This window comes from Pectobacterium brasiliense, assembly GCF_016950255.1.
Classification (GTDB): domain Bacteria; phylum Pseudomonadota; class Gammaproteobacteria; order Enterobacterales; family Enterobacteriaceae; genus Pectobacterium; species Pectobacterium brasiliense.
Window position 1 is genome coordinate 12,209 of the sequence record NZ_JACGFN010000002.1, and the last position, 26,451, is coordinate 38,659.

Below are 26,451 nucleotides of genomic sequence, written 5' to 3' on the forward strand. Positions count from 1 at the left end.
TTGTACACGAACATATCACCAAATGGCATAATGGATACACATGCATTGCCGAGGCTGATGAACTATACATGTGGACATAAGATCAGCATTGAGGGGCGACATCTACGATATGGGTTACTTCCATAACGGTCTGAAGGGTAAGAACAACTGTCTGTCATTCCGCAGCTCTATCGGAGGGTGATTAGTATCTAGAAAAGTGCTCGATGGCATGCGAGCGGTTGATAGAAACGCTGTGGAAACGCTAATCACAGGCATTCAACCAGCTGAAATAGAGAAGGTTAGGCTGCAAAAATATATCGGTTAAACGCTGTTGCTGCAATGTTGCTCAAGAACATCCACTTTGCAGCAGCATTCTGATCAGAAAATTAAAACAACTGATAAAGGAGTAATTTTTGTTTAGGATCACTGCACGCACTGTCTTAGAGTTGGGTTCAGAGCTGATTAGCTCTGATATCATTGCTTTCTACGAACTCATAAAAAACGGCTTTGATGCCCAGACCAAATCTGGTGTCGAGATAAGATTCGATATTCCATTGTCGCAAAAGTCATATCAGCGATTGTACCAACTGATAACTGAAGACTGTGATATTACCAACGTTAAATCACATATTATTTCATCATTAGACACCAGCGCCAGTGAAAAATCTCGCAATGGCTTTAGCAGCCTAATTGAGAGAGCAATTAATTTTGTGGAACTCAGAAAATTATTGATTGAAGCCCAAGGTCGTTATAACACAATTACTGTCTCTGACACTGGTAGTGGAATGTCGTTAGATGACCTCAACCATAATTTTCTCGTCATAGGCACACCATCACGAAAACATGAAGTTGAAGCGGCCATGCAGCGGGGAGATAAGGAAGCACCTTATTTAGGAGAAAAAGGAATCGGCCGGTTGTCGGCTATGCGTCTTGGAGAAGGCTTGCGAGTTGAAACTGCTCGAGAATCTGACCCAAAACTAAACATACTTGAGATAGATTGGCGCGCTTTTGCAGATGTCGATGCAATGCTTGATCAAATACTAGTTAATCCGATAGCTGGCCCTGACAAACCAAGCGAAAACTGGTCTGGTACATCAGTAATTATTAGCAATCTAAGCGAGAATTGGACAAAAAAACGTGTCGAAGATATGGCGGAATATGAGTTCGCTCGACTTACTGATCCATTTTCAGATGCTGGACTCAGGCCTCGAATAGCTATTTTTTGGAATTCAGAAAGAAAGTCCATCCCCATAATGCCTTCAGCCCTGCTTTCTTCCGCGCATGCTCGTGTTGAAGCTAAATATGAAGTCATTGATGGTTCTCCTTCACTTACTTGTACAGTAGAAGCTCTAGATCTTGGTTTCGACCATCCAAAAGAACGCGAGAAGACAACTCTTACAGTTGAAGACTTGCAAAGTGCAATTATTGGCCGAGAAGCACATATTGATGATAGTGCCCTCAGCACCGTGGGCTCATTTTCGTTCGAGGCGTACTGGTACAACCGTAGGAGGTTAACTCGCGTCGATGCTATAGGCGAGCAACGTGCAGTACGTGAATTACAGGAAAAATGGTCGGGAATTATGCTATTCAGAGACCGCTTTCGTGTTTTCCCGTATGGTGAAGATGAAGACGACTGGCTTGAGTTAGATCGAAGAGCGTTACGGCGTTCCGGATACACTCTCAATAAAACTCAATTTATTGGTAGAGTGATGATCTCACGTACTGGAAACCCAACATTGGTAGATCAGACTAACCGTGAAGGTCTCCGCATCACTCCAGAACAAAGAGTTTTCCTCGAAGTAATTCGCTATGTCGTACAAGATCGACTTGGCACTTTTATGCAGGATGTGGAACGTCAATATAAGAATAAAAAAGTCGATCTTTCTGATGCCCAAACGCAGGTTTCGAAATTAGAAAGTAGGGCTAAGAATGCTATTCGTCAGTTAAAACGGTTAACCCCATCAGAAGGAAACGAAGCTATTGAAGATCTTCAGCAAACTTTATTTGAGTTCTCTGAGTTTGCTGCGAATGCCCGCCAACGCATTACTGAAGTTGAACAAGAAAGCAGACAGATGGTAGAAATGGCTGGAGTTGGGCTCATGGTGGAAGTAGTAGCACACGAACTTGCACGTGCATCCGAGAATGCATTAAAAGAACTCGACCTCCTTCATGCTAAAGATATGCCAGAAGATTTGCGTGCCCATTTTAAAAACCTTCAAGCTGAACTAAAAAGTGTAAGTAAAAGAGTTAGAGTACTAGATCCAATGAGTGTCTCAGGTCGGCAACGAATGGAGGCATTCAAACTTGACGAACTTATTAGTGATATAATTGAAGGACATCGAGCGCAGTTCTCACGGCATAATATTCATATAATAGCCGATCTTCCTAAAAATTCCATTCGTATAAGAGCAGTAAAAGGAATGATTGTACAGATTTTAGAGAACTTGATCTCAAACTCAGTATATTGGCTAGATATGAAAGCAGAGCGTGAAAGAAGCTTCCGTGCTGAGATAAAAATCACATTAGAAAGTAGTCCTCCCACTATTACCTTTGAAGATAACGGTCGTGGAATTTCCCCGGATAACCGAGAACAAGTGTTTAAGGCTTTCTTTTCTCTCAAAGACACACGTCGCCGTCGTGGTCTTGGCCTTTTTATCGCCCGCGAGGCAGCTCAATATAATGGCGGAACACTTACTCTGGCTGAAGCAACTAACTCTGAAACTGGACGGCTTCACCGTTTTATTCTTGAACTTCCTGAAGGAGCACAACTTTGAATCTTGTAGATTTACTTGCTGAGCGTGGTATACGAACGGCGTTAGTTGTTGATGATGTATATGATGAAGTACCTACAGCCTCTGACATTGACCCTGCTAATGATGCTTGGCCAAATTTTAATGATGATCTGACTCCAGAACAGAGACAACTAATCATTGATAAATACCCCATGGCAGCTCAATTACACTTTGATCAATGTATTATAGATGATAAATACGTTGCAACAATCTGGCAAATACATGATGAATTGGGTGACGCAGCAGCGTCACTTTTTGAGAGATATATAGCTGATCAAAAAGCAGATAGAAATTATGTTAACATAATTGAGAAACGGCTAAAATCTCTTGGCTTGACTGTAAATACAGCTGGTCGTAATTTTACAGCAGCAGCGCAAGAGGTTGACCTAATTATTATTGATTTGTTTTTTGACAAAGCGCAAGATCCCTCCCTGCTCGACAGCTCAAAAAAAAGCCTTCGTGATGCGTTACAATTACGAATTGATAGACCTCCATTAGTAATCCTTATGTCAAGAAGCCCACGTCTGGAAGCCAAACGAGATGAGTTTCGTGATGATGTTCTTCTTCTTGACTCGGGATTCCGCATTTTAAAAAAAGAAGATCTTGAGAATACAAATCGTCTCGAGCTTCAGCTTGAACGCTTGGCAGAGAATTGTTCAGATTCAAGGGTTTTAGCAAAATTATTATATTCACTTGAAGAAGGAGTAAAACAAGGGGCAGACAGAACCCTACAGTTACTCCGACGGCTACGCCTTTCAGATATTGGGCAGATACAGCAATTATTACTTAATGCAGAAGGACAGCCTGTAGGAAGCTATCTTGTTGACGTGTTTGATCATGTATTAAAACATGAAATCGAGCGCGAGATTGGCATTATTGATGCAGCACAAGCCCTAAATAATTTTTCAGCAGCTAAATATCCGACACCTTATGTCTCAGGATCTGTGGACCTACAAGAGTTAGTACAACGCTTACTAACACAAAATGAGCACAGATTAAAGTTACCAGGTTCAGTTGCTGCATCTGTAGCCTTTGGAGACATTCTGAGAATTAAACCAGATGCTAATGCTGAGCGTCTTAAAAATGAAATTCTTGTAGATCTCACTCCCGAAAATGTTGCTCTTGTATTGACACCTGCATGTGATATACAGCGCGGCGCAGCGCCAAGAATACTCTTACTCATTGGTTCGATTAAACAGCTGGGTGTTAAAGATTGGACTTATGGGGATGATGCTAAAACATCAGCGATACGAATTGACAACCAACTATGTTGGATAAAATGGAATTTAAAACATATTGATACAGTATCTCTTCAACAGCTAGACAAGGCTATCAATTCTCAAGATTTTTATTTAGCAGGCCGTTTGCGAGAAGGCCATGCTTTAGAGTTACAACAGCGTTTACTTTCAGGGTTGGGAAGAGTTGGGCAAATGGCTATATTGCCTGCTACATTTCCAGTAGAACTAGATCTATTTTACGCTGATCTCGATGGAAAGCTTTTGAGTTTAAATATTGAAGGATTAACTGATGGGGCCGTATGCTTCGTTGGCAGGGAACCTAAAGGTGGTCAAAGCTTACGTCTTGTAATGACTGAAATGATTGTTGATGGCATTCTCTCAGAGTTAGAAAAAATAGATGAAAATCAAGTTTCAGAACGTGCTCGTCAAGCCTTTAAGCATGTAAAATCCTCCTCAGACTTACAGAGAATGATGACCCAAGGTATTGATTTAAAAGGGGTAAGCGATAAATCATGGAAAGAGATCGACTCTGAAACAGGGGCAAACAATAGCATACCTAAAATGGGTTTAATAGCTTGGAATTTTGCTCCCACAGAAGAGGCCTTACCTAACAAAATATTAAGTAAAGCAGGTATAGTTTTCTTGATTCGCGATATCGAAAATCAAGAAGCTCCAGGTCTTGGTGATGCAATCCGCGCCGGTTTAATTACTCCTTCTCCCATATCAGATACATCAAATTAAAAATCATGCGGTGTCTAAAGACACCGCATGATAAAAGTTAATATTTTCGAATGTTATTTGTGACAAATGTTACATGAACCATTTCCCTCATCAATCCCATACACGTCATCAATATCTTCAGGATTGTCTTTTGTCGGCCTCAATACATTGATAGGGATACTTCTTCTCATCCTATCTTTTCTAATTTGATAATCCTTTTTAATCTGCTCTATTCGTTCAGGTTGTTCTAGCTGTACTAAAGACTCGCCCTTAGACCATGTAAAAGGCGAACCATGATCAAGAGAGTCTTTTTCAAGAGCCTTAGCAGCTTCAAATGCTTCAGGGTGCCTTTCTTTCAACCTCACCCATTCTATTTTTTGCTGAAAAAAGCAAAAAGTACATCCACTGCGCGAACGCCATTCATAATATTTTGGATAACCGAGTCCTGATGATTCCAGAATATCAATAACCCCAGGTTTATCTATACCAACCTCACGGAAAGGTAATTTTACATGCAGGTTAGAAGATTTAGAGGTATAGCCTTCTCGATAATCTTCATCCGCTCGTATTGCAACATATGATGTCACGTCATCCCCGGCTGCGAGCCAAGGCCTAATCCATTCTTCAAATGGCAATAGCTTTAGCTGTCTGGTACACCATCGAGTCTGAGGGCTGGGTAGAAAATGGTTGTATTGCTTCAGCCAGAATCTAAAATCTCGACGCGGATTTAGACGAACAATTGGCTTTCCTAAGTAGCCCTCAAGTCGCCCGAGGAATTCATACACCTCAGGTAGTTCCTCACCTGTATCAGTGAAAAAATAATCTATATCGAGATGGGGACAGGCATCACGCATATACACTGCCAGCGCAGCGCTATCCTTACCTCCTGACAATCCTAAAACATGTCGTTCAGCCATCTACTCCCCCTTTTCACTGACAACAAGCTCCATACCTACCTTGGCAATAATAGCCAGGGCTACTTCAGTGTTTAGATTCTGGTTTTGCAATATTGAAACAATCTCTTTAAATTTTGATTGTATAGTGTCCTGATGGTGTTCCGAAATTGCGAAGGAACGAGAAACAGTTACAGTTTCAGAGCCGGTTCCCAGAACCAATGCAATTGCTTCACTATGTGATTCTCTTCCTTGGACAGATGCAAATGCTTCTGCCTCTCGAAAACGTCGGGCTAATTTACTTAGCTCTAATATCGCAGCATCAATATGACGGTCAACCCATCCTTTTGGTGGAGTCTCAACAGCAAAACTCACCAAACCTTCGATAGATGCTATATCATTCTCAAAATTGGCTAAACGTCCAGCAAAGGCATCTAGTCTTATATCCCCTAAAATACCAGATACAGCACTAGCCCTAACCTTCAGAGACTGGATATCATTAGAGTTAACATCTAATGCCAAGAAAAGTTTCTCTTTTACTTTTGATAATTCTTTTTCATAGGCATAGAATAATTCTTTAATTATTGGCCTTAAAACTTCTATATAACTTTTTCCATCCGAAACCTCGAGTAAGGTTACCAAATCAACAAAAAGTACCTTGTGTGGATCATTAGCTTTCAAAAGCATATCGCGAACAGATCTTGCAACAGAGCTAATTTTATGCGTTTTTCTAGTCCAATCAGGTAAGTCATAAACCATGCCGACCAGACCTCTTGCAGCATCAAGAGGGTCGATGCTAGTCCTATTGTTACACACCTCGCTCAATAGATTTGATATACCTTCTAAAATCTCGTTCTTGTTCTTATCGAGAGCAACCCATCGCAATGAGAACCGAGATGGTGCTTGTAAACACTCGTCAATATCTACATCTTCAAGATATGGCATAAACATGTCATCTTTATATATTGCAACCGTAGATTTATGAGCTAATACAAATGCAATTAAAATGACTGGTAATAATCCTTGCTTAATACCGAAAGGAGGTAATGACCAAAACTCATAGATTTTATCTATAGAAATTTTGCTATCAACATCGGTGAATAATGCTTGTGTTGCATTCCACAAACCATTCAAATTACTAGCCGAGCCTTTTTCCGGAGAAAGAAACGATAACTCTCCATCTTTATTTTTACGGTGTAAGCCAGTTTGGCTTATGAGAGTATCATAAAGCCCTCTCTCTGCAGGGTATCCAGTGAATCCAACGAAATCTTCTTTTTCATGCTGAATCATTGCATGTAATAATAAACGTCGAGCCTTAACACTGCTGCTAGACAGATTATCTCTATTCACCAGTTCGCTATAAATACGAGGCGAATAGTGATACAGCTTGTCTGCGAAATCAGAGGCTAGTATAGCAACTTTTTTACCTTCAATTGGTTTATCATTTAATCCATCATACCAATAGGTTTGCAACAAAGCAGACTGAAGTTGATGTTCAAGATCTGCACTTGTTGCCGACAATAAAGCATGAACTTCTCGGCGAGCAATGCGGTCACCTTCTAATGAAGTGTAATTCTTAATATTTTCAAGAACTACAAGTTTTTCTGCTAACGAATTAATACTGTTAAAGTTTTCTGGTATGCCAATAATGACAGGGAAAGGAGAAAATCGAGAAAACTCTTTTGCTTTTTCTCTTGCCTTATCTTCGCCAACACCACGATTTGGTATAGCAAGAATAAAACAACCGAGCTCACCTCTTAACGGATTATAGTTATTAGCGTACTTCTCAATTTGTTCAAAATCGCAAAGAATAACTTCCATCCACCTCATAGTGCCTGTTTTATGATAGTGCCTTTTAGCAACAACAGGGTGTAATCCCATGAGTTTTGATAATTTCTGGTAGTTGATACCAGGGAATTTTGCCATTTCTTGTGAAATAGCATTATCAATATCAAAGTCACTGCCTTCAAATACAGACCATGTATCCAAATAACTTTTGAATAAAATAACCTTATACGAAGCTAACTCATTTAATGCTTTAATTAATTCATCGCTTTTTTTCTCAGGAAACAAGGTCCCAAGAACTTTAGCATTTGCTACTAAGCCGGAACCATTTCTGAACAGATCTATAATAGCAATCGATTTAATCAAATCTACCAATAATATATTGGAGGTCTTGGATTCAGTTCTCTCAACCGCATCAACAGCTTGCGCCCAGCGATGTCCATCAGAAGATGCTAAAATACTAGGTTCAAGATTAGCTCGCAAGTAGTCCCAATAATTACTCGCCCCATAATTTGAAAACTTTTCTGAATTGGTAGTTTTTAGATAATAAGAAAAACCAGATGGTTCTACTGAAGAAATAAAACCAAATATACTACGTTCATTCTGTCCAAATTGTCTTTTCGAAATTGGACCAAGTAACATTGCCATAACAGGGTGCAATGGCCAACACTTTTCTAATGAAGCGGAAAATTGTTCTCTAATATTCGTTCTTTTATATCTTACAATATCTGTCACGGTATTTGAGGCATCAGATATCCATGTCGGATACTCTTCCGCTTGTATTGCTTTACTAAGTAACTCAACAATTTCATCACTAGCAGTGATAAATGGAAGATCAATATATCGACCTTGAACTTTAGACCAATCATCTCTCGTATTTACGCCTAGTCTCATAGCATACTGAGAAAACGACTGATGCAGTATTCCAATAATTACTAATTTTCCCTCTGAGCGTGCGGCAGCTTCTGCAAGCTCCTGGAAGAAGAATACATCATCTCCAATATCTAGTGCTGCGGCTTCAAGGTACTTACCCATTTCATCGATTAAGATGATTACTCCATCATCGACTTGCTTCGAGGCAAGGTTAAGTAATTCATCTATTAATTCAGAAGGCGATATTTTTTTACTATTTTTCCTGCCTAGAGATTTATTTAGCGCAGCAGAAAGGTCTAAAACCACACTCCCACGTTTCCCGACAATAGGAAGAATATCCCAACCATTTTTTACTGAAAATGCTTCTTCAAAACCATTAATTGACTCTGCATTTAAAACGCTACGAGCCTGATTTCTTACTTTCTTATTTGAATGCAAAGCACTTCCTAGGACAACAGCAAGAGAAGATTTCCCCCCGCCAAATGGCCCAGTTATAGTAAAACTACGCTGATTTGTACTTAATATTTGATTACATATATTCTCTATAACAGATGATGCTGTATTATGACAAAAATAACCGTTTAAGGCATCAGATTGCCCCATATCTAAATCGACCCGAATCGACCTTTGATATTGTGGAGATATGCTTACCACATCAGATAGCAGTTTTTGTGATATATTATTCGCCATATGCCCACCTAATCATTTTGTCTTTAAAATTTTCTTGCTCTGTTTCTGTCAATACTTTTTTGTGTATTTGTCTCAATCCTGCCGAGTCAGTCCAGACCAATACTCCCTCTGTAAGATCAGACAACTCGATTAAGTATTGGGCAACTGACTCTTCATCGAGTTTAAAAACTCTTCCTGGAGAACCTTCTGTATAAATTATGTTTTCAAAAGCTAAGGCACTCAAACCACCATCACTCTGTTCCCAAAAGTCCATCAATGCGAACGCGAATATTCCTTTGTGTAACGATGCTTTTGGTCCACGACGAAACGCATACTGCCCTTTATGTATTTCCTGTAAAAGACCTATTTCACCGAGTAAGGGCTCAGCATAATCTTCAGGGGTCCCCCCCGAAGAGCGTGGCGCATAGCTACGCAAGCATACTTCCAAATCCCGCTCTAATGTTGCAGGTGAAAGACGATGCTGAGGAACAATCTCTTGAGCATAGTTAGCCAATACACCTTCTAAATCCTTACGCGTAAAAGCAGGCATCGTCACATGGTTGAAGAGCCAATACCAAGTTGTTGAACGCAAACACTTACCGGCAAGATGCCAGTGAATTAACCATGCAGTTGATGAATGTTCCGCATAAGGGTCTAATCCGTTATCGCTCAGGACCGATGAAGCTAGCTTTGTTAAAATAAATTCTTTTGTTGTTGCATCTTCAATGATCCCACAAGCCAGAGCCCAATGGCGGATTGAGCTCACCATGTTTTTACCTACGCCAAAAGTTGCGATAGCATCTTTGTCAGTAAATACCGATTTAGGTACTAATCCATCTTTAGTTGATTGATCTACAACCTTTTTTAACCACATTTGACGTAGGGGGAATGTCTCATGCCCGGAAAAATGAGCTGGAACTCTACGATTACTCTCTGAAGTACTTTGCATTATCATTGCCTAACAATCTGTGGACTGGTGAATACTACCAGTTAGATCACTTAGGCACCATAACTCAGCCGGCCTCGCCTATAAATGCTTTGTTAGTTTTTCTGTTCATGCCCTTTCATTCAACACATACAACTTCAAAGAAAAAACCCAACACATTGAAAAATAAAAATTAATCACATTTTTCGACTGATTAATTTGTTCTGATCTGTTGCCCATTTGATTGAAGCACCATGATGTTAGAAATGAACACCGCTGTTTTCAGGAAAGTGTCCGTTTGTTAAATCAGGTTACCAGATCGCTTCGAAGACATTTCCACCACGGAACAAACATTTTTGATGTTCACTCTGCAACGCTTACCCTTGAAGGGAGAACAGTAGTAACGATATTCACATAAATAAGGGAATTCCATCGCAGCCTATTGGTGGTCATTCTGGTGGTCTTGACAGAGCGGCAATTCAGGTTTAGCTTACTTATTAGCCAGTTAATGGCAAAGGCGATCCCAGTCAGAGGAGCCAAATTTAGAAAATCCCGCTTAAGGAAACTTAAGCGGGATTTTTGTTTTTATCATTTTATTCAATGCGCTCACATGCAAAAGTCTTTCCGGTGCACATTCTGTTTTCCCCCTGCATAGGGAGAATATGGTGGTCAGATTTGGGGTCAAGTTGGTTCGATGATGGAGTGCCCCCAAATGTCTCTTAACGACTCAAAAACCCGCAACTTAAAACCATCCGCAAAACCCTTCAAAATTTCCGATTCACACGGTCTGCCCCTTCTTTAAACCGCAGCTCAATAGACCTTCTGTTGCCGTTGAGGCCGTAATGAATACCTGATATTCATCGAGACGCGTTGAACGAAAAAACCTCACCAAACACCTGCTAAGGTTAACAAAAATGCGACATCACTCTATAGCCAGCTTAATCAGAGTAACCGTCATTACTGCATTGTTTTGTCTCTCCTTTTCTTCCATCGCCACCCCAATAAACGCTTCACTAAAAAACCAGCAATTCGAAGGCCTAATCAGGGAACCACTTTCGTTGCAGGTCACACTGGATAATGGTAAGCCCGCCGTACTCGATGCCTTCGTCACCCGACCAGTCAGCCAGACAAAACTCCCTGTGGTGGTGATCACGAATGGCACCGTAGGTACGGCCGAATTTGATCGCTGGGACATGAATCCAAACCGCGAATCGTCAACAGCGCTTGCCTTTGCGCGCCACGGCTATGCCACGGTGACGGTTCTGCGTGAAGGTTATGGCTATTCAAGCGGTGGGGCTGAATATTCAGGCGGTTCCTGTCAGCAACCGCTGCATAAGCTGGCTGGTGAAAAAGACACCCGAGATATGCTGGCCGCGCTTGAGGCTATAAGGCGCCAGCCCTGGGCCTCACCGGATAAAGCAATACTGGCAGGAATGTCAGCGGGCGGTTTTGCCGTGCTGGCAACCAGTGCAGCCAACCCTCCCGGCGTTAAGGCTATCATCAATTTTGACGGAGGCAGAGGTTCTATAGACGGTAAATCACTTTGTGACAAAGCAGGTCTGATTAACGCGTTCGCCGCGTATGGCCTCACCGCACGCATCCCTTCCCTGTGGCTCTATTCCAGCAACGATCAATCTTTCACCCCGGAAATGGGCAAAGCCTTTTATGACGCCTATCGCAACGGTGGTGGTAAAGCGGAATTTATCGAAATGCCCGCTTTTGAAAAAAATGGACACGTCTTTATGGATACCGCACCAGAAAGTTTCTGGTGGAAAACCGTGGCGGGATTCCTTGCGCAGCAATACTTGCCAGTCGAGGAAGTCGTGACCTTACCGGTAACACATCTTACGCCTCCCGCGGATCTTAATAACAGCACAGGCAAAAAGGCGTTCAAAAAATACGAAGCAGCACGACTTTACGAGAAAGCATTTGCGACAAACAAAAACGGGGCCTGGGGTACGGCATACTGGGCGAGAACCGGCCATGAGGCGGCTGACATCGCCGTTAAGAACTGTGAAAAATTCCAGCACAAAAAGGCGGTGAGTTGCACGGTATATGCCATCAATGATGAGGTGGTAACAAAATAGATCTGCCGCCAGTCCTTAATACCGCTTAAGGACTGGCATATTTTCCGTGGCGTTTTCTTTTACATTTAACTAGCGAAACGCATTCTCACTACTACCGCTAAAACCTCGACGTGTCTGCCGTCTTTCTACAGAATCACGCTTCGGAGCGTCTATTCAACCGCGCGTGCGTGACTGCAAAACAATATCAGTGCTATCAGACAGGCCGTCACCTGTATACCGCCCAGCGTGGTGACAGCGGGAAACGTCAGTACCGAGCCCAGCCAGGTTGTTATCGCCGCCATTCCCATCGTCAAAAACCCAAGCAGCGCAGATGCCAAGCCCGCTTCTTTCCCGAAAGGCCCCATCGTAATGGCCGTTCCCAGTGGATTGGCTAAGCCCATTCCCCAGAGGAAGACGATCATCGACAAGGTATACCCACTGAGACTTGGTGCTTCCGGCCCAAGCAGTAGCAAACTCCCACCGGCTAACGCGGTAGCGAGCCCCACCGACGCCACGCTTCTCGGACCATAGCGACGCGCCAGTCGCGGCGCAGCCATTCCCGCCCCGAAGACAACAAACACGGTAGAGGCGAAATAGAGTCCGGCCTGGAATGACGATAGGCCGATCCCCTCCATCAGAATCGCCGGTGCGGCACCGAAAGAGGCAAACAGGCCGCTCATCAGCAGACTCATCGACAGTGCCGGAAGGATAAATTTCCCATCCACAACCAGCTTGCCGTATGCCACGATGACGCTCGGGATGGAGTACGGTGCGCGACGCTCAGCGGGATGCGTTTCCCCCAGCCCATGCGCATAGAAGACGGCAATGACAAAGGCGGCCAGTCCCACCAGGATAAAGATCGCGCGCCAGCCCAATGTCGTCGTCAGTACGCTTCCCACCAGCGGTGAAAATCCGGGAGCCGCCGCTGTCGCGATCATCGTCAGAGATAGCGCCCGTGCCAGCGTTTCACCGTCAAACAGATCGCGTGCAATTGCCCGTGCTAACACTGCCGCAGCGCAGATGCCCAGCGCCTGAATGACTCTTCCGACGATCAGCGTTTCAAGTGAGCCAGCAAGGCCGCCGACGACCGTGCCAACGATGAAGATGGAAAGTCCTCCCAAAACGAGTGTCTTGCGTCCATAACGATCCGATAACGGGCCGACAACTAATTGGGCCAGCGCGAACGTGATGAAAAAACTGGATAGCGTCAGACCAAGTTCACGGGGGGATGCCCCAAGCTGCTCTCCGATATCGGGGAAAGCCGGAAGAATAATGTTTGTAGACAAGATGCTAATCGCCGAAAGCCCCGCTAATAACGCGACAATTTTTCCGGTCAATCGCGGGCTTTCGAAGGAATGCGTTTTCGCCATAATGACAGTGCTCATGGTGATTTAATGACAATGACGACGTGGAAAACTGTGTCACGTAACAGACTGGATAACGCTCGCCACCCTGTGTGACGAGCGTTTTTATTTGGATGACGGCTTACACCGCGGCGGGTTTATCAACATGTTTCTCATTCTCTGGACGTATCTTGAACCAGATAGCGTACATCGCAGGCAGAAACACCAGCGTGATGATGGTGCCGCCAAACGTCCCGCCAATCAGCGTGTATGCCAGCGTGCCCCAGAAAATAGAATGAGTGAGCGGGATGAACGCCAAAATAGCGGCAAGCGCGGTCAGCAACACAGGTCGGGCTCGCTGCACCGTCGCCTCCACCACCGCATCGAATGGCGAGAGTCCTTCCTGCTCGTTATGATGGATCTGCCCGATAAGAATCAAAGTATTACGCATCAGGATACCGGATAGCGCAATCAACCCCACAAGCGCATTGATACCAAACGGCTGGTTGAAGAGCAGCAGCGTTGGCACCACGCCAATCAGCCCCAGCGGTGAAGTAAGAAACACCATCACCATTGCCGACATTGACCGCACCTGTAGGATGATGATCAGTAGCGTAATAGCAATCATGATAGGAAACAGCGGAGCCATCGCCTGAGTGGCTTTTCCTGATTCTTCAATCGGGCCTGCCTGTTCAATACGGTATCCGGCCGGAAGTGTATCGATGATAGGCTGTAGCTGTTTCAGGATCGCCATAGAAACATCCGGCGGTTGCAGGTTTTCGGCGATATCACCCCGTACAGTCATGATCGGTGTGCGATCGCGGCGGCGCAGGATAGGATCTTCCATCTTCACGTCGACCTCCCCTATCTGTGACAGAGGGATACGCTGACCAGCAGCCCCCACGAGCGTGAAGCCCGCTATTTTTGCCGGATCAAGCCGGATATCCCCAGCAGCACGTCCCATGACCTGCACCGAACGAATGTCTTCACGCACCGACGTGATCGGAACACCCGAGAGCAGGAACTGAAGTTGCTGGGCGACCGCATTCGATGTCAATCCCACCGCCTGTAAGCGATCCTGATCGAGCGTGAAATGCAGCGTCGGCACCTGCGGCCCCCAATCAGCATTGACGGTCCTCATCATCGGATTTGCCAGCATCACCGTTTTCACCTTGTCTGCAATCTCACGCAGCGTGGTCGGATCCGGTCCCATAACACGGTAGGCCACCGGATAAGGTGAATTGGGGCCAAACACCAGTTGAGTCACCCGAACAAGCGCTTCCGGTGCCAGGCCATTGGCCGCCGCTTCACGCAATCGAAACTTGAGCGCCTCACGCGCTTCCTGGCTGTCTGTCAGCACGACAATTTTTGCAAACGACGGATCGGGCAGCTCTGGCGACATAGCCAGAAAAAAGCGCGGTGAACCTTGCCCGATATAAGACGTAACAATTTTTGCCTCTTCTTGCTTCTTCAGCCAGTCCTCTACCTTCGCCGTTGCCGCGCTGGTCTGCTCAATGGAAGTCCCATAGGGCATCTGCACTTCTACCAGCACTTCAGGACGATCGGAGGTCGGGAAGAATTGTTTTTTAACCAGCGCCATACCTAAGATCGCTACGATAAAGGCAGCCACCACGGTACCTGCCACGATCCATTTCCGCGAGATAACACGCGTCAGTAAACGGCGAAATTGGTTGTAATGGCGAGTGTTGTAGATGGCGGCGTGTCCCCCCTCTACGGCTTTGATTTCCGGTAGCATTTTTACGCCCAAGTAAGGCGTGAAAACCACTGCAACGACCCAGGAGGCAATCAGGGCAATACCGACGATCCAGAACATGTTGCTGGTGTACTCACCGGCGGTGGATTGCGCGAAACCGTTAGGCATAAACCCCACAGCGGTGACCAGCGTACCTGCCAGCATCGGGGCAGCCGTATGGCTCCAGGCATAGGCGGAGGCTTTAACACGGCTATAGCCCTCCTCCATTTTCACCACCATCATCTCGATGGCGATAATGGCATCATCGACCAGCAAACCCAGCGCCAGAATGAGAGAACCCAACGTAATTCGGTCGAAGTTTTTACCGGACGCTTCCATCACCACAAAAACGATAGCCAGCGTCAACGGCACCGCGGCGGCAACGACAACCCCTACGCGCCAACCCATGCTGATAAAGCAAACAACCAGCACGACAAGCAACGCGACGAAGAATTTGATCATGAATTCGTCAACAGACGAGCTGATATTCACCGACTGATCGGTGACTTTCGTCAACGTCATGCCAAGCGGCATGCCTTCATTGATTTTGGTCGTCTCAGCATCCAGTGCCTTCCCCAAATCCAGGCCATTCCATCCTTCACGCATCACAATGCCCAGCAACAGCGCCGGTTCTCCCTGATTGCGAACCAGAAAGGTCGCAGGGTCTTCATAGCCACGCTCAACGGTTGCTACGTCTGAAAGCTGTAACGTCCTACCCTGTACAACAATCGGCGTTTTACGAATCTTGTCCAACTTATCAAAAGCGCCATCCAGACGAATAAAGACCTGTGGCCCGCTCGTATTAATCGAGCCGGCAGGCGTCAGTTCGTTCTGGCTATTCAGCGCGGAGAAAATGTCCTGAGGAGCAATACCCAGCGTCGCCAGCCGGTCGTGCGAGAACGACACAAAAATACGTTCAGCCTGTTCCCCGATGATATTGACCTTCTTCACGCCCGGCACATGCAAGAGACGCTGACGCAGCGATTCGGCATCACGAACCAGTAAACGCTGCGGCTCGCCTTTCGCCTTTAGCGCAAAGAGCGCAAAGGTCACATCGGAGAATTCGTCGTTAACCATCGGCCCAATCACGCCTGTCGGCAGGTTCCTGGCTTCATCACCGAGCTTTTTACGCGCCTGATAGAACTCCTCCTGTACCTGTGAAGGCGGCGTACTATCGAGCAGTGACAGCATGGTAAAAGCGAGTCCAGGACGCGTGTAAGTCTCACTGCGGTCATACCACTTGAGCTCCTGCATGCGCTTTTCCAGCGGCTCAGCCACCTGATCCTGCATTTCCTGAGCGGTCGCCCCCGGCCAGACAGAAACAATGGTCATCTGCTTGACCGTAAACGGTGGATCTTCTGCCCGCCCCAGTTCAAAGAACGAGAGAATGCCCGCGACGGTAATCAGGATGATGAGAAACAGCGTGATGGAGCGCTCACGGACAGCAAGCGCCGAAAGATTGAATCTTCCCTCGCTCATGGCTGGCTCCCGGCGACGCTGGCATCGCGCTGTTCAATCACTCGGACCGCTTCACCGTCATGCAGCAAATGCGTCCCCAAGGCCACAACCTGCTCTCCCGGTTTGAGATTCCCGGTCACCTTTGCCCTATCGTCGCTAAGGCCAGACATCTGAACGGGTTGCCATGATACTTTGGCGGGTTCGCCTGAAATACGCCAGACACCCGGCCCTTTCCCCGCGTCATAGATTGCCGCTAAAGGCACCTGTAGCATCTGGCGGGATACGTCATCTTTCGCGATATGGAGCGTAACGGTGGATCCGAGCGGTGCACTCGACAGCTCACCTTCAAGCACATACCTCGCTTCGAAGGTACGCGTCAACGGATCGGCCGCATCGGAGAGCAACCGCAGTTTCGCTGGAACACGCTGTTCTCCGGCGCCATAGCGCATTGCCTGCGCTTCGCTTCCAACCGAGGGACGTAGCGTTTCGGGCAGTTGTAAGATGGCTTCCCGTTGCCCCGCGCGCGCCAGCCGAACAACAGCTTGCCCTGCACTCACCACTTGACCGGGTTCAGCCAGTGTATTCATTACCACGCCGTCGGCATCGGCCAGCAACACGGCATACTCCGTCGCATTGCGTGCTACATCAGCCTGAGCCTGTGCAGCGCTCAGTTCCGCTTTCGCCGTCTCGGCAGCCGCCTTTATTTGATCGTAAGCCGAAGCGGATACCGCACCTGCGGCAACCAGACCACGATAGCGAGCTTCGTCATCGGTCGCCTGTCTGGCACGGGCACGGGCCGCGGTTACGGCCTGCTGCTGGGCTTGTGCCTGTAAGTTGAGATCGATAGGGTCCAGACGCATCAAAGGCTGGCCGCGTTTCACGGTCTGGCCGGTATCGACCAGACGTTCAAGGATTTTGCCTTGCACCCGAAAACCCAAGTCGCTTTGAACTCGTGCGACAACCACACCGGTGAAGGCGCGAGAAGCGTCAACAGCACTCACCACGGTAGCCGCTCTCACCAGAGGAGGCTGATTGCGTGGATCGTCGACATCGGAAGCGTCGCCACACGCCACCAGGGCGAGAGGCAACAGGCAAACAGCAAGAGTGGTGGATTTTAGCCGAAGCATGGGTTCCCTTCTTAAATGAGCAGGACAGAAACCGCATTCTCCAACCAGTGACCAATATTGTCAATGGTCACTATTTTTAAGGTGCCAGGCTACGCAATATTAACGACGGCAGTAACACCGCAGCGGACGCTGACGAATCCAGGTTGTATTGCAGTTGAATAGGGCAAGCATAAGGACGCATGACCAGATAGATGGCCTCTGCCGCCTCATCCAGCGGCGTCTTGCGCTCAAATTCCCCGGACTGTCGCCCCTCAAGAAGAATTTGCTGAACAAGCTGACGTAGTTTTTCTTCATAAGCAACGGCTGAAGGCCAGCGTTCGCGCGAGGATACCGCAGCGATCTCATAAAGCTTGCGATCGTGAAAAAATAAATCGCTGCCCGCTTCTATCAAGGCTTTATACAGGCGCCTCAGCTTTTCTGAAGCCGTTGGCGCATCCACCAGTTCCGCGTTGACAATATCCATAATCATTGCCAGTCGGTTAGTACAAATCATCTCACCGATGGCCTGTTTGGAATCAAAAAACTTGTAGATGTAGGCCTTAGAAAAACCAATCGCTTTGGCCAGATCGGACACGGTGGTCTTCTCATAGCCAAAGTGTCCGAAGTGCTCAGTCGCCGCTTCAACAACCTGATCTCGAACGCTGTGATCCGACGGCCCGCGTGGGGACTGTGTATTCATGTGTTTAGTCATTACTCAAGCTTAGCTCACCGAGCGCTGATTGACAACGAGTGACCAATACGTAATATGGTCACAACCTTTTTGACTCAAGGAATTCCTATGTTATCCCTCCGTACCCTTACCTTGGTGGTGACCACGAGCTTAATGGCAGGTTGCGCCGTTGGGCCGGATTATCATCGTCCGGACGCGCCACTCGCTGATCGTTATCAGGTGCAATCCGCCGCACAACGATCCTCCGCGCAGCCATCTGTCGCAAAATCGCCTTTAGCAGAACCGTCTTTAGTAGAACAAGAAAGCGCAGCTCAGGTAGCCAACCTTGCGGTCTGGTGGGAAAGCTTTAATGATCCCTTACTGAGCCAGTTAGTTTCAAGGGCACTCGCACAGAATCTTGATTTAGCCCAGGCATCCGCACGGATGAGTCAGGCGCGTGCCGGGCTTGGCGCAGCAACGGCGGCGCTGCTGCCCTCGGGCAACATCAGCGGACAAGGCACTCGCGCCTACCAGTCAATTGAAACGCCACAAGGTCAGCTACTCAACTCGGTTCCTGGCTATAGTCGCTACGGCAATGCTTATGAAGCCGATCTCAACGCCAGTTGGGAGCTTGATGTATTCGGTGGACTGAGACGCGGTCGTCAGGCGGCACTGGCTGACTATCAGGCTTCCGAGGCAGGCGTCGCGGCCACTCATCTGGCCGTCGCCGCTCAGACTGCCGATATTTATATCACTCTGCGCGGGTTACAAACGCGCCTGGCGATCGCCAACAGTCAGGTCAAGACACAGCAAGAGCTGCTGGATAAGGTACAACTGCTCCACAGTAAAGGGCTCGCCGCAGAATATCAGGTTCGTCAGACGGAGGGCGCGCTTTCGCAGGTTCAGGCAACCGTGCCCGCTCTCCAGACCGGAATCGACGCCGCGATGAACGCATTGGACGTTATGCTCGGCACGCCTCCCGGCACGCATCGGGCCCAGTTGTCCACCTCACAGGCCATTCCACAGCCTCCAGCGCTCATAGCAACAGGGACACCCGCCGATCTGCTGCGCCGCAGACCCGATATTATCGTGGCCGAACGCCACCTCGCGGCGTCCAACGCACGCATCGGGGTAGCCATCAGCGAGTACTATCCTAAATTCTCCCTCAGCGCCTTACTCGGTAGTGCAACATCGGTGTCGAGCGGCAATCTGTTCTCTAACGGTGCCAGCCAATCGGCGGGCGTATTGGGGCTGCGCTGGCGACTCTTCGACTTCGGCCGCATTAACGCCCAGATCGATCAGGCGAAGGGACAGGAAGCCGAAGCGCTGGCGGCTTACCGCCTGTCGGTACTCCGTGCGACCGAAGACGTTGAGAACGCCTTCTCGGCCTTGGTCAATCGCGAAACGCAGTCTGCAACGTTAGCCGCCGGTGAAACCGCGTTAGCCAGCGCGCGGCAGTCGTCTTTCATCGCCTACCAGAAGGGAACAAGCAGCCTGATTGAGGTTCTTCACGCCGATGAAACCCTGCTACAAACCTCCGATGCCCGGGCTCAGGCTCAAACCGAATCGGCACGAGCAGCCGTCGCCACATTCAAGGCGCTCGGCGGTGGCTGGCAGCCGCCAGAAACCACAGCGAAAGCGCAATAAGATGCGCACCCAACACAGCCACAAACTGGCACCTGTCCAATTGAAAATAAACAACTGGAGTTATTAACATGACAGTAAAAAACAATGCATGGGTGCTTATCACGGGCGCTTCAAGCGGGTTTGGCGAGGAATTCGCAAGGCAATATGCGGCACAAGGAAAGTCGCTCATCCTGGCGGCGCGTCGGCTCAATAAGCTTGAAATACTCGCGGAGGCATTACGCAAAGATTTCAACGTTGATGTCATAGTTGAACAAGTGGATCTTTCCGTGATTACCGCAATCAGCGATCTGCACAGCCGACTAAAAGAACAAAATATTGTGGTTGATATATTAATTAATAACGCTGGCCACGGTTTGCAGGGCAGTTTTTTAGATCAATCACTGGGTGAGTCGCTGGATATGATCGATCTGGATATCGCAAGTTTGACAGCGATAACCCGGCTCTTTGCAGAAGATATGCGCGTCAGGCGTAAAGGACATATTTTGATGGTCGCCAGCCTGCTGTCTTATCAGGGCGTAAAGAATTTTGCCGTTTACTCAGCAGCTAAAGCGTATGTGCTCCGGTTTTCCGATGCTCTGCATCGTGAGCTTAAAAGCGATGGTATCACTGTCACTGCACTGTGCCCGGGCATGTCTGACACCGGTTTTGCTACGGCAGCCAAACAAAAACTCACTCCTGCGCTAAAAGGTGTGATGATGCAGCCTAAACCTGTTGTTCAGGCTGGTATCCGGGCTCTTGAGGCTGGGCGAATGAGCGTTGTTCCAGGTATGGGAAATAAAGCGATTACATTTCTGACTTGGGCCACTCCACGCTGGTTACATCAAGCCATCATGGCTCGCGTGATGGGTGTTTAAAGAGAATTCCGGAAAGCCACAGGAGCGAACAGCCCTCGTAATGGAATGCACCTCTCAATCGTTGTGTATTAAATTTTCGGGGGGAACAATCCACATCAAACATCAAGACTTGCCGCCGCAAAATAAAACGCGCTATCATCGCGGCGGCTATTCACTTTTACATCTTTTGATTTTCATCTTCGCTGAATTTTTTCAGCGCGAATTTCTCTGTCTGTTCTCAACGTCGCACGCGATACCGAGCCAGACATCATGATGTGAAAGGCCTTTTCTATGTGTACACCTCAAATTCGTAATTTCTGCATTATTGCCCATGTCGATCATGGCAAATCCACCCTCGCCGACCGCTTTATCGAACTGACTGCAACCGTCGCCCAACGTGACATGCGTGAACTGCTGCTGGATTCGATGGAGATAGAACGGGAACGCGGCATCACCATCAAATTGCAAACCGTTCGCATGAGTTATCGGGATGAGAATGGTCAGCGGTATCAGTTCAATCTGGTGGATACGCCGGGGCACGTCGATTTTTCCGCAGAAGTCTCCCGCAGTCTCGCCGCCTGTGACGGTGCGATTCTTCTTATCGATGCCACGCAGGGCGTTCAGGCACAGACGATCGCCAACCTCAATCTCGCCCGACAGCAAGGGCTGACTATTCTGCCCGTCCTGAACAAAATCGACAGCCCACAGGCTAACGTACCGCAGGTGATGCAGCAGTTGGCGGCGATTCCCTCGCTGGATATCAGCACCGTGCTGACGGTCTCTGCCAAAACCGGTGAGGGCGTGGCCGAGGTGCTGGACGCAATTGCCCACCATTTCCCCGCACCAACAGGGCTCGCCGATGCCCCGCTGCGTGCGCTGGTGTTTGATTCACATTACGATCCCTATCAGGGTGCCATCATGCATGTACGCGTGGTGGATGGCAGTATTCAGGCTGGTGCAACGCTGCGTTTTATGTCATCAGGAACACGTTTTGAGGTCACCGAAACCGGCGCTTTTTTCCCCCATCGTCAACCTTGTACCGCGTTGGAAAACGGTGAGGTCGGTTATCTCGCGGCTGGACTGAAAGACGCCGCCGCCATCCGAGTGGGCGATACGCTGACGTCAGCCGAACGCCCCGCAACAGAGCCGGTTGCTCGCTATCAGGACATGAAGCCGATGGTGTTTTCTGGGCTCTATCCCGATGCGGACGACGATCTGAAAGGCTTGCGTAACGCCATGAATAAGCTGTCACTTAACGATGCGGCGTTGCACTGGATTCCCGATGTTTCCGCCTCATTGGGTGCCGGTTTTCGCTGTGGTTTTCTTGGGATGTTACATATGGATATTGTTCGTGAACGGCTCAGGCGTGAATACGGCATTTCCGTGATTGCCACCGCGCCCAGCGTGGAATACCGCGTCACGTTACATAACGGCCAATGCCTGACGATCGATAATCCGGCACATTTCCCCGGAGAGGACGTGTTGCACTTCGTCGAAGAACCCTATGTTATCTGCACCATCAACACACCGGACGCCTACGTCGGCACGTTGATGGAGTACTGTGCCTCGCGCCGTGGGGAGTTTATCGACATGCAATATCTCAATAACGGTAGCGTGACCTTACACTGGGATCTGCCGCTCAACGAGATGATCTTCGGCTTTTTTGATGCCCTGAAATCGCTCACGCAAGGCTATGCCACGCTGGATTATGAGCCCGGTCGCTACCGGCGTTCCGATTTGGTGCGCTGCGACATCTACCTCGATAGCCAGTTGATCGATGCTTTTTCCTTCATTATCGCCCGTCATAAGGCATGGGCGCGGGCAACCGAGATCGTGAAAGCGTTGAAGTACGTGATTCCGCGCAAGCTGTACCCCGTTCCTGCTCAGGCCAAAATCGGTAATCGCGTTATCGCGCGCGAAGATATTCCTCCGCTGCGCAAAAGCGCATTGGCACAGGGTTTTCAGGGCAGCCTGTCGCAGAAACAGCGACTGATCCGTAAACAGCGAGAAAATAAAAAGCACAACGTGGGGTTCTCGAAACGAGACATTCCACGCGAAGCGTTTATGGCTATTCTGGCGATTGATGCCTAATTACTGACGGAGAGAACACAACGAGCGGGCGGATAACGCGACGCGTTAGCCGCCCCTTCGTTTTCCTACTGACTTTTCCTTGCCTGCCGATGACGGACAGTATCTTTTATACTGCCGATAATTTATCCTCTCCCGCCTTTCGTCATCGACCGATAAATAAGAAAAAGTAAGAGCCTGCACCTATGATCTCATCACCCGACGCAACGCCGACGTCAGCGCCCTCAGCCACGTCAACGCTTGCTGTATTACGTTCGCCCTCGCTGCTGATGCGCGAGGTTTTGGCGGGCACCATCACCGCACTGGCACTTATCCCAGAGGTGATTTCCTTTTCCATCATTGCGGGGGTTGATCCCAAAGTCAGCCTATTCGCGTCCATCGTGTTGTGTTTCACCATGTCTTTTCTCGGTGGCAGACCGGCGATGGTTACTGCGGCGGCGGGTGCCGTAGCGCTGGTTATTGGCCCGATGGTACACGCACACGGCGTGGCCTATATTCTGCCTGCGGTGATCATGGCAGGGATCGTGCAGATTCTGTTTGGATTGGCCGGACTGGCGAGGATGATGCGCTATATCCCCCGTTCGGTGATGATCGGTTTCGTCAATGCGCTGGGCATCCTGATTTTTGCCGCGCAGGTGCCGCATATTTACGGACAATCCTCGCTCGTCTGGCTGCTGTTTGCGTTGACGCTCGCGATTGTTCTGCTGCTGCCTTATGTGGTGAAAAGCATTCCCGCGCCGCTGGTTGCCATTGTGACGGTGACCGCGATTGCGATGTTTACCGGCATCACGGTGCCTAACGTCGGCGATGCTGGCCCCATGCAGCCCGGATTGCCGGGTTTCACCCAATGGCTAGTGCCGTTCAATCTTGAAACGCTGCACATCATCTGGCCGACCGCACTGAGTATTGCCTTTGTCGGGCTGATGGAATCGCTGTTAACCGCCAAACTGGTCGACGACATCACGGATACCCCGTCCAGCAAGCGTCGCGAATGCTGGGGGCTGGGCATTTCCAATCTCTTCGCTGGCTTCTACGGCGGCATTGCCGGGTGTGCGATGATCGGGCAGACCGTGGTCAACGTGGAGCTAGGCAAAGCGCGCACGCGCATTTCCACCCTCGCCGCCGCGCTGGTGCTGTTGTTGCTGGTGACCGGGCTGAGCGAAATCATGACGAAGATTCCGATGGTGGTGCTGGCGGGCATTATGATGATCGTCGCGCTGAAAACCATGAACTGGCACAGCCTGCACCCGACGACGCTAAAGCGTATGCCGCTGTCGGAAACGCTGGTGGTCATCGTGACGGTTGTCGCAACCGTCTCGACGGGCAACCTCGCTATCGGCGTGGCAGGCGGCGTGATCTTTGCCATCCTGCTGTTTGCCCGCCGTGTAGCGCACGTCATTCACGCGGAGCGTCAGGTGAGCGAAGACGGACAGTCGGTGCATTACACCGTACGCGGGCCGCTGTTCTTCGGCAGCAGTAACGATCTCTTCGAGCACTTTCTCTATGCGCAGGATCCGCAGAACGTCACCATCGATCTGACACACGCCCAAATCTGGGATGCCTCGAGCGTGGCGGCACTCGACGCGATCGAAACCCGCTATCATCGCTACGATGCCAAGGTCACGATTATCGGGCTGGATAACCACAGCAGCAAAATTCACCAGCGTCTGTCAGGGCATCTCTAATCGCGTGCAGGCGACGCGGTGTTCCGCATCGATCCAATATTCTTGCGTTGGGTGTATGCGGCATCGCGCCAGTGTGCCGGGTGTGGGTTCGTCAAACTGACACTCGCCATCTTGCCTTGGCTGCACATCGACCTGAACAGTCCGCTTTAACCGTGGATGCGCCGGCGGAATCGATGCCAATAGAAAGCGTGTATACGGATGACGCGCCTGTGAAAAAAGCGTCGCCACAGGCGCTTCCTCGACAATACGCCCGCGATACATCACACCAATGCGGTCGGCGATATGATGTACCACGCTCAGGTCGTGCGCGATAAACAAATACGCCAGCCCTTGCTCTCGCTGCAATGCCAAAAGCAGGTTCAGAATTTGCGACTGGATAGAGACATCTAGTGCCGACACCGGTTCATCACACACAATCAATTTGGGCTCCAGTACCAGTGCGCGGGCAATCCCGATACGCTGTCGCTGCCCACCGGAAAACTCGTGTGGAAACCGTCTTGCATCCGCAGCGGTAAAACCGACTCGCGTCAGCATTTTGACCACCTGCGCCTTGCGCCATTGGCTATCATGTATGCCGTGGATAATCAGCGGTTCTTCAATGCTATACCCCACGCTACGCTTGGGATCGAGCGAGGAGAGCGGGTCCTGAAAGATCATCTGCATGTCACGCCGCAGCTGCCGCAGCGATTCAGCATTCTGCTGTCGGAGATCGTGACCAGCAAAATGCAGTTCACCCGTATCAGCAGGCGTCAGCCCTAAGATACTCCGCCCCGTGGTGCTTTTGCCGCTGCCTGATTCGCCAACCAGTGCGTACGTTTCACCGGGGAAAATCTGGAAGCTGACATCATCCAGCGCCACCCGCATTTTTTTTCGCCATCCCTGCCCAACCCGAAAGGTCTTACGCAGGTTTTTCACCCGCAATAACGGCTCATTCATATCCCACTCCCGAGGCTTTCCGCTTTCCAGCAACGCACACGATGCCCCGATTCGTCAGCGGTAGAAAGCACTGGCGGAGAACGGTGACAACGCTCATCCGCCAGCGGGCATCGTGGAGCAAAACCACAGCCGGCAGGCGGATGGGACAACGGCGGAACACTGCCGGTTATCTCCGGCAGCTCGCTTTTACGCGGCGCATCAAGGTTAGGCACCGCACGCAACAGCGCCTGCGTATAGGGGTGACGAGCGTGATCAAACAGCGTGAGCACATCCGCCTGCTCCACCACTTCCCCAAGATACATAACCAGCACGCGCTGACACATCTGTGCCACCACCGACAGATCGTGAGTAATCAGCACGATGCCCATGTCGGTTTCGGCTTTTAACTTATCCAACAGCGAGAGAATCTGCGCCTGAATGGTGACGTCGAGCGCCGTTGTCGGTTCATCAGCAATCAGCAACCCTGGCCCGCAGGCAATGGCGATAGCAATCATCACGCGTTGACGCATTCCGCCGGATAGCCGATGTGGGTAGCTGACAGCACAGGCAGCAGGGTCGGGCATCCCCACCTGTGTAAGCAGTTCATATACCCGCGCTTTCCGCGCCTGACGCGATAGCGCAGTGTGCTGTCGTAGGCTTTCCTCTATCTGTTCACCCACGGTATAAACCGGATTAAGACTGGAGAGCGGATCCTGAAAAATCATTGCTAACGCATTACCACGCAGGCGTCGTCGCGCCTCATCCGAGAGCGACAGCAGCGGCTGACCGTTCAGACTGACCTCGCCGCCAACGCGGCTAGTACGTGCAGGCAGCAGCCCCATTAGGGCATCGGCGGTGACGCTTTTACCACAGCCAGATTCACCGATGATGCCCAGCGTCTCACGTGATTTCACCTCAAAAGAGATCCCTCGAACGGGATGCAAGAGGCCAGACGGCGCGGCAAACGTGACGCTCAGGTCTTTTACCGACAGTAGCGGTGTTTCACTCATCAT

Annotated in this window: 16 protein-coding genes; 7 read left to right on the forward strand and 9 right to left on the reverse strand. The window is 49.1% G+C overall.

Annotated elements, in window-relative coordinates; all coding sequences use genetic code 11:
- Positions 1-392 precede the first annotated feature (392 nt).
- Together H4F65_RS14690 and H4F65_RS14695 are read left to right on the forward strand one after the other, a co-directional pair.
- The gene (locus H4F65_RS14690; protein ID WP_010277930.1) at positions 393-2,753 is read left to right on the forward strand and encodes a sensor histidine kinase; all 2,361 of its coding nucleotides are present in this window, start codon (positions 393-395) and stop codon (positions 2,751-2,753) included.
- Positions 2,750-4,750, forward strand: coding sequence for a hypothetical protein (locus H4F65_RS14695; RefSeq protein ID WP_010277932.1), 2,001 nt, complete (start codon positions 2,750-2,752; stop codon positions 4,748-4,750). Before H4F65_RS14690 ends, H4F65_RS14695 begins: the two co-directional genes overlap by 4 nt.
- A 53-nt stretch (positions 4,751-4,803) precedes the next feature.
- Here H4F65_RS14695 and H4F65_RS14700 read toward each other — a convergent pair whose 3' ends face one another.
- Genes H4F65_RS14700 through H4F65_RS14710 form a run of 3 tightly spaced genes read right to left on the reverse strand, consistent with a single transcriptional unit; the run spans position 4,804 to position 9,898 of the window.
- The gene (locus H4F65_RS14700) at positions 4,804-5,646 is read right to left on the reverse strand and encodes a phosphoadenosine phosphosulfate reductase family protein (RefSeq protein WP_010277935.1); all 843 of its coding nucleotides are present in this window, start codon (positions 5,644-5,646) and stop codon (positions 4,804-4,806) included.
- Complete coding sequence (locus H4F65_RS14705; RefSeq protein WP_039320046.1) at positions 5,647-8,970, reverse strand: ATP-binding protein; 3,324 nt, start codon at positions 8,968-8,970, stop codon at positions 5,647-5,649.
- Positions 8,960-9,898, reverse strand: a complete 939-nt coding sequence (locus tag H4F65_RS14710) for a DUF4007 family protein (protein ID WP_072014218.1) — start codon at positions 9,896-9,898, stop codon at positions 8,960-8,962. The genes H4F65_RS14705 and H4F65_RS14710 overlap by 11 nt, the downstream gene beginning before the upstream one ends.
- An 890-nt stretch (positions 9,899-10,788) precedes the next feature.
- Between H4F65_RS14710 and H4F65_RS14715 the strand changes: the two genes are divergently transcribed.
- On the forward strand, positions 10,789-11,961 hold the full coding sequence (locus H4F65_RS14715) for a dienelactone hydrolase family protein (protein WP_039320043.1): 1,173 nt from the start codon (positions 10,789-10,791) through the stop codon (positions 11,959-11,961).
- A 149-nt stretch (positions 11,962-12,110) separates the two neighbouring features.
- Here H4F65_RS14715 and H4F65_RS14720 read toward each other — a convergent pair whose 3' ends face one another.
- The 4 genes from H4F65_RS14720 to H4F65_RS14735 form a co-directional block, all read right to left on the reverse strand.
- Positions 12,111-13,310, reverse strand: coding sequence for a multidrug effflux MFS transporter (locus tag H4F65_RS14720; RefSeq protein ID WP_010277946.1), 1,200 nt, complete (start codon positions 13,308-13,310; stop codon positions 12,111-12,113).
- Between the two features lie 115 nt (positions 13,311-13,425).
- Positions 13,426-16,515, reverse strand: coding sequence for an efflux RND transporter permease subunit (locus H4F65_RS14725; protein WP_010277948.1), 3,090 nt, complete (start codon positions 16,513-16,515; stop codon positions 13,426-13,428).
- Positions 16,512-17,621 (reverse strand): efflux RND transporter periplasmic adaptor subunit, encoded by a 1,110-nt coding sequence (locus tag H4F65_RS14730; RefSeq protein ID WP_010277950.1) that lies wholly within the window; start codon positions 17,619-17,621, stop codon positions 16,512-16,514. Before H4F65_RS14730 ends, H4F65_RS14725 begins: the two co-directional genes overlap by 4 nt.
- Before the next feature lie 76 nt (positions 17,622-17,697).
- A complete protein-coding gene (locus H4F65_RS14735; RefSeq protein ID WP_039320038.1) occupies positions 17,698-18,312 on the reverse strand; it encodes a TetR/AcrR family transcriptional regulator in 615 nt (204 codons plus the stop codon).
- An 87-nt stretch (positions 18,313-18,399) separates the two neighbouring features.
- On the opposite strand from H4F65_RS14735, the gene H4F65_RS14740 reads away from it, so the two are divergent.
- The 4 genes from H4F65_RS14740 (at position 18,400) to H4F65_RS14755 (ending at position 24,523) form a co-directional block, all read left to right on the forward strand.
- Positions 18,400-19,917 (forward strand): efflux transporter outer membrane subunit, encoded by a 1,518-nt coding sequence (locus tag H4F65_RS14740; RefSeq protein WP_010277956.1) that lies wholly within the window; start codon positions 18,400-18,402, stop codon positions 19,915-19,917.
- A 68-nt stretch (positions 19,918-19,985) separates the two neighbouring features.
- Positions 19,986-20,771, forward strand: coding sequence for an SDR family NAD(P)-dependent oxidoreductase (locus H4F65_RS14745; protein ID WP_010277959.1), 786 nt, complete (start codon positions 19,986-19,988; stop codon positions 20,769-20,771).
- Between the two features lie 270 nt (positions 20,772-21,041).
- On the forward strand, positions 21,042-22,841 hold the full coding sequence (gene lepA / locus H4F65_RS14750; protein WP_010277963.1) for a translation elongation factor 4: 1,800 nt from the start codon (positions 21,042-21,044) through the stop codon (positions 22,839-22,841).
- Positions 22,842-23,023: 182 nt separating this feature from the next.
- Positions 23,024-24,523, forward strand: a complete 1,500-nt coding sequence (locus H4F65_RS14755; protein WP_010277965.1) for a SulP family inorganic anion transporter — start codon at positions 23,024-23,026, stop codon at positions 24,521-24,523.
- Here H4F65_RS14755 and H4F65_RS14760 read toward each other — a convergent pair.
- Positions 24,509-25,459: an ABC transporter ATP-binding protein gene (locus tag H4F65_RS14760; protein ID WP_052051615.1), complete on the reverse strand. Its 951-nt coding sequence runs from the start codon at positions 25,457-25,459 to the stop codon at positions 24,509-24,511. The two genes, H4F65_RS14755 and H4F65_RS14760, sit on opposite strands and share 15 nt — an antisense overlap.
- Positions 25,456-26,451, reverse strand: coding sequence for an ABC transporter ATP-binding protein (locus H4F65_RS14765; protein WP_039320033.1), 996 nt, complete (start codon positions 26,449-26,451; stop codon positions 25,456-25,458). Before H4F65_RS14765 ends, H4F65_RS14760 begins: the two co-directional genes overlap by 4 nt.

What these genes read in the sequence shown, in the direction of transcription:
- H4F65_RS14700 (WP_010277935.1), bottom strand. Translation starts at nt 5,646, where the DNA reads ATGGCTGAACGACATGTTTTAGGATTGTCAGGAGGTAAGGATAGCGCT.
- H4F65_RS14735 (WP_039320038.1), bottom strand. Translation starts at nt 18,312, where the DNA reads ATGACTAAACACATGAATACACAGTCCCCACGCGGGCCGTCGGATCAC.
- H4F65_RS14710 (WP_072014218.1), bottom strand. Translation starts at nt 9,898, where the DNA reads ATGCAAAGTACTTCAGAGAGTAATCGTAGAGTTCCAGCTCATTTTTCC.
- H4F65_RS14740 (WP_010277956.1), top strand. Translation starts at nt 18,400, where the DNA reads ATGTTATCCCTCCGTACCCTTACCTTGGTGGTGACCACGAGCTTAATG.
- H4F65_RS14755 (WP_010277965.1), top strand. Translation starts at nt 23,024, where the DNA reads ATGATCTCATCACCCGACGCAACGCCGACGTCAGCGCCCTCAGCCACG.
- H4F65_RS14715 (WP_039320043.1), top strand. Translation starts at nt 10,789, where the DNA reads ATGCGACATCACTCTATAGCCAGCTTAATCAGAGTAACCGTCATTACT.
- H4F65_RS14720 (WP_010277946.1), bottom strand. Translation starts at nt 13,310, where the DNA reads ATGGCGAAAACGCATTCCTTCGAAAGCCCGCGATTGACCGGAAAAATT.
- H4F65_RS14725 (WP_010277948.1), bottom strand. Translation starts at nt 16,515, where the DNA reads ATGAGCGAGGGAAGATTCAATCTTTCGGCGCTTGCTGTCCGTGAGCGC.
- H4F65_RS14745 (WP_010277959.1), top strand. Translation starts at nt 19,986, where the DNA reads ATGACAGTAAAAAACAATGCATGGGTGCTTATCACGGGCGCTTCAAGC.
- H4F65_RS14760 (WP_052051615.1), bottom strand. Translation starts at nt 25,459, where the DNA reads ATGAATGAGCCGTTATTGCGGGTGAAAAACCTGCGTAAGACCTTTCGG.
- lepA (WP_010277963.1), top strand. Translation starts at nt 21,042, where the DNA reads ATGTGTACACCTCAAATTCGTAATTTCTGCATTATTGCCCATGTCGAT.
- H4F65_RS14765 (WP_039320033.1), bottom strand. Translation starts at nt 26,451, where the DNA reads ATGATGAGTGAAACACCGCTACTGTCGGTAAAAGACCTGAGCGTCACG.
- H4F65_RS14730 (WP_010277950.1), bottom strand. Translation starts at nt 17,621, where the DNA reads ATGCTTCGGCTAAAATCCACCACTCTTGCTGTTTGCCTGTTGCCTCTC.
- H4F65_RS14705 (WP_039320046.1), bottom strand. Translation starts at nt 8,970, where the DNA reads ATGGCGAATAATATATCACAAAAACTGCTATCTGATGTGGTAAGCATA.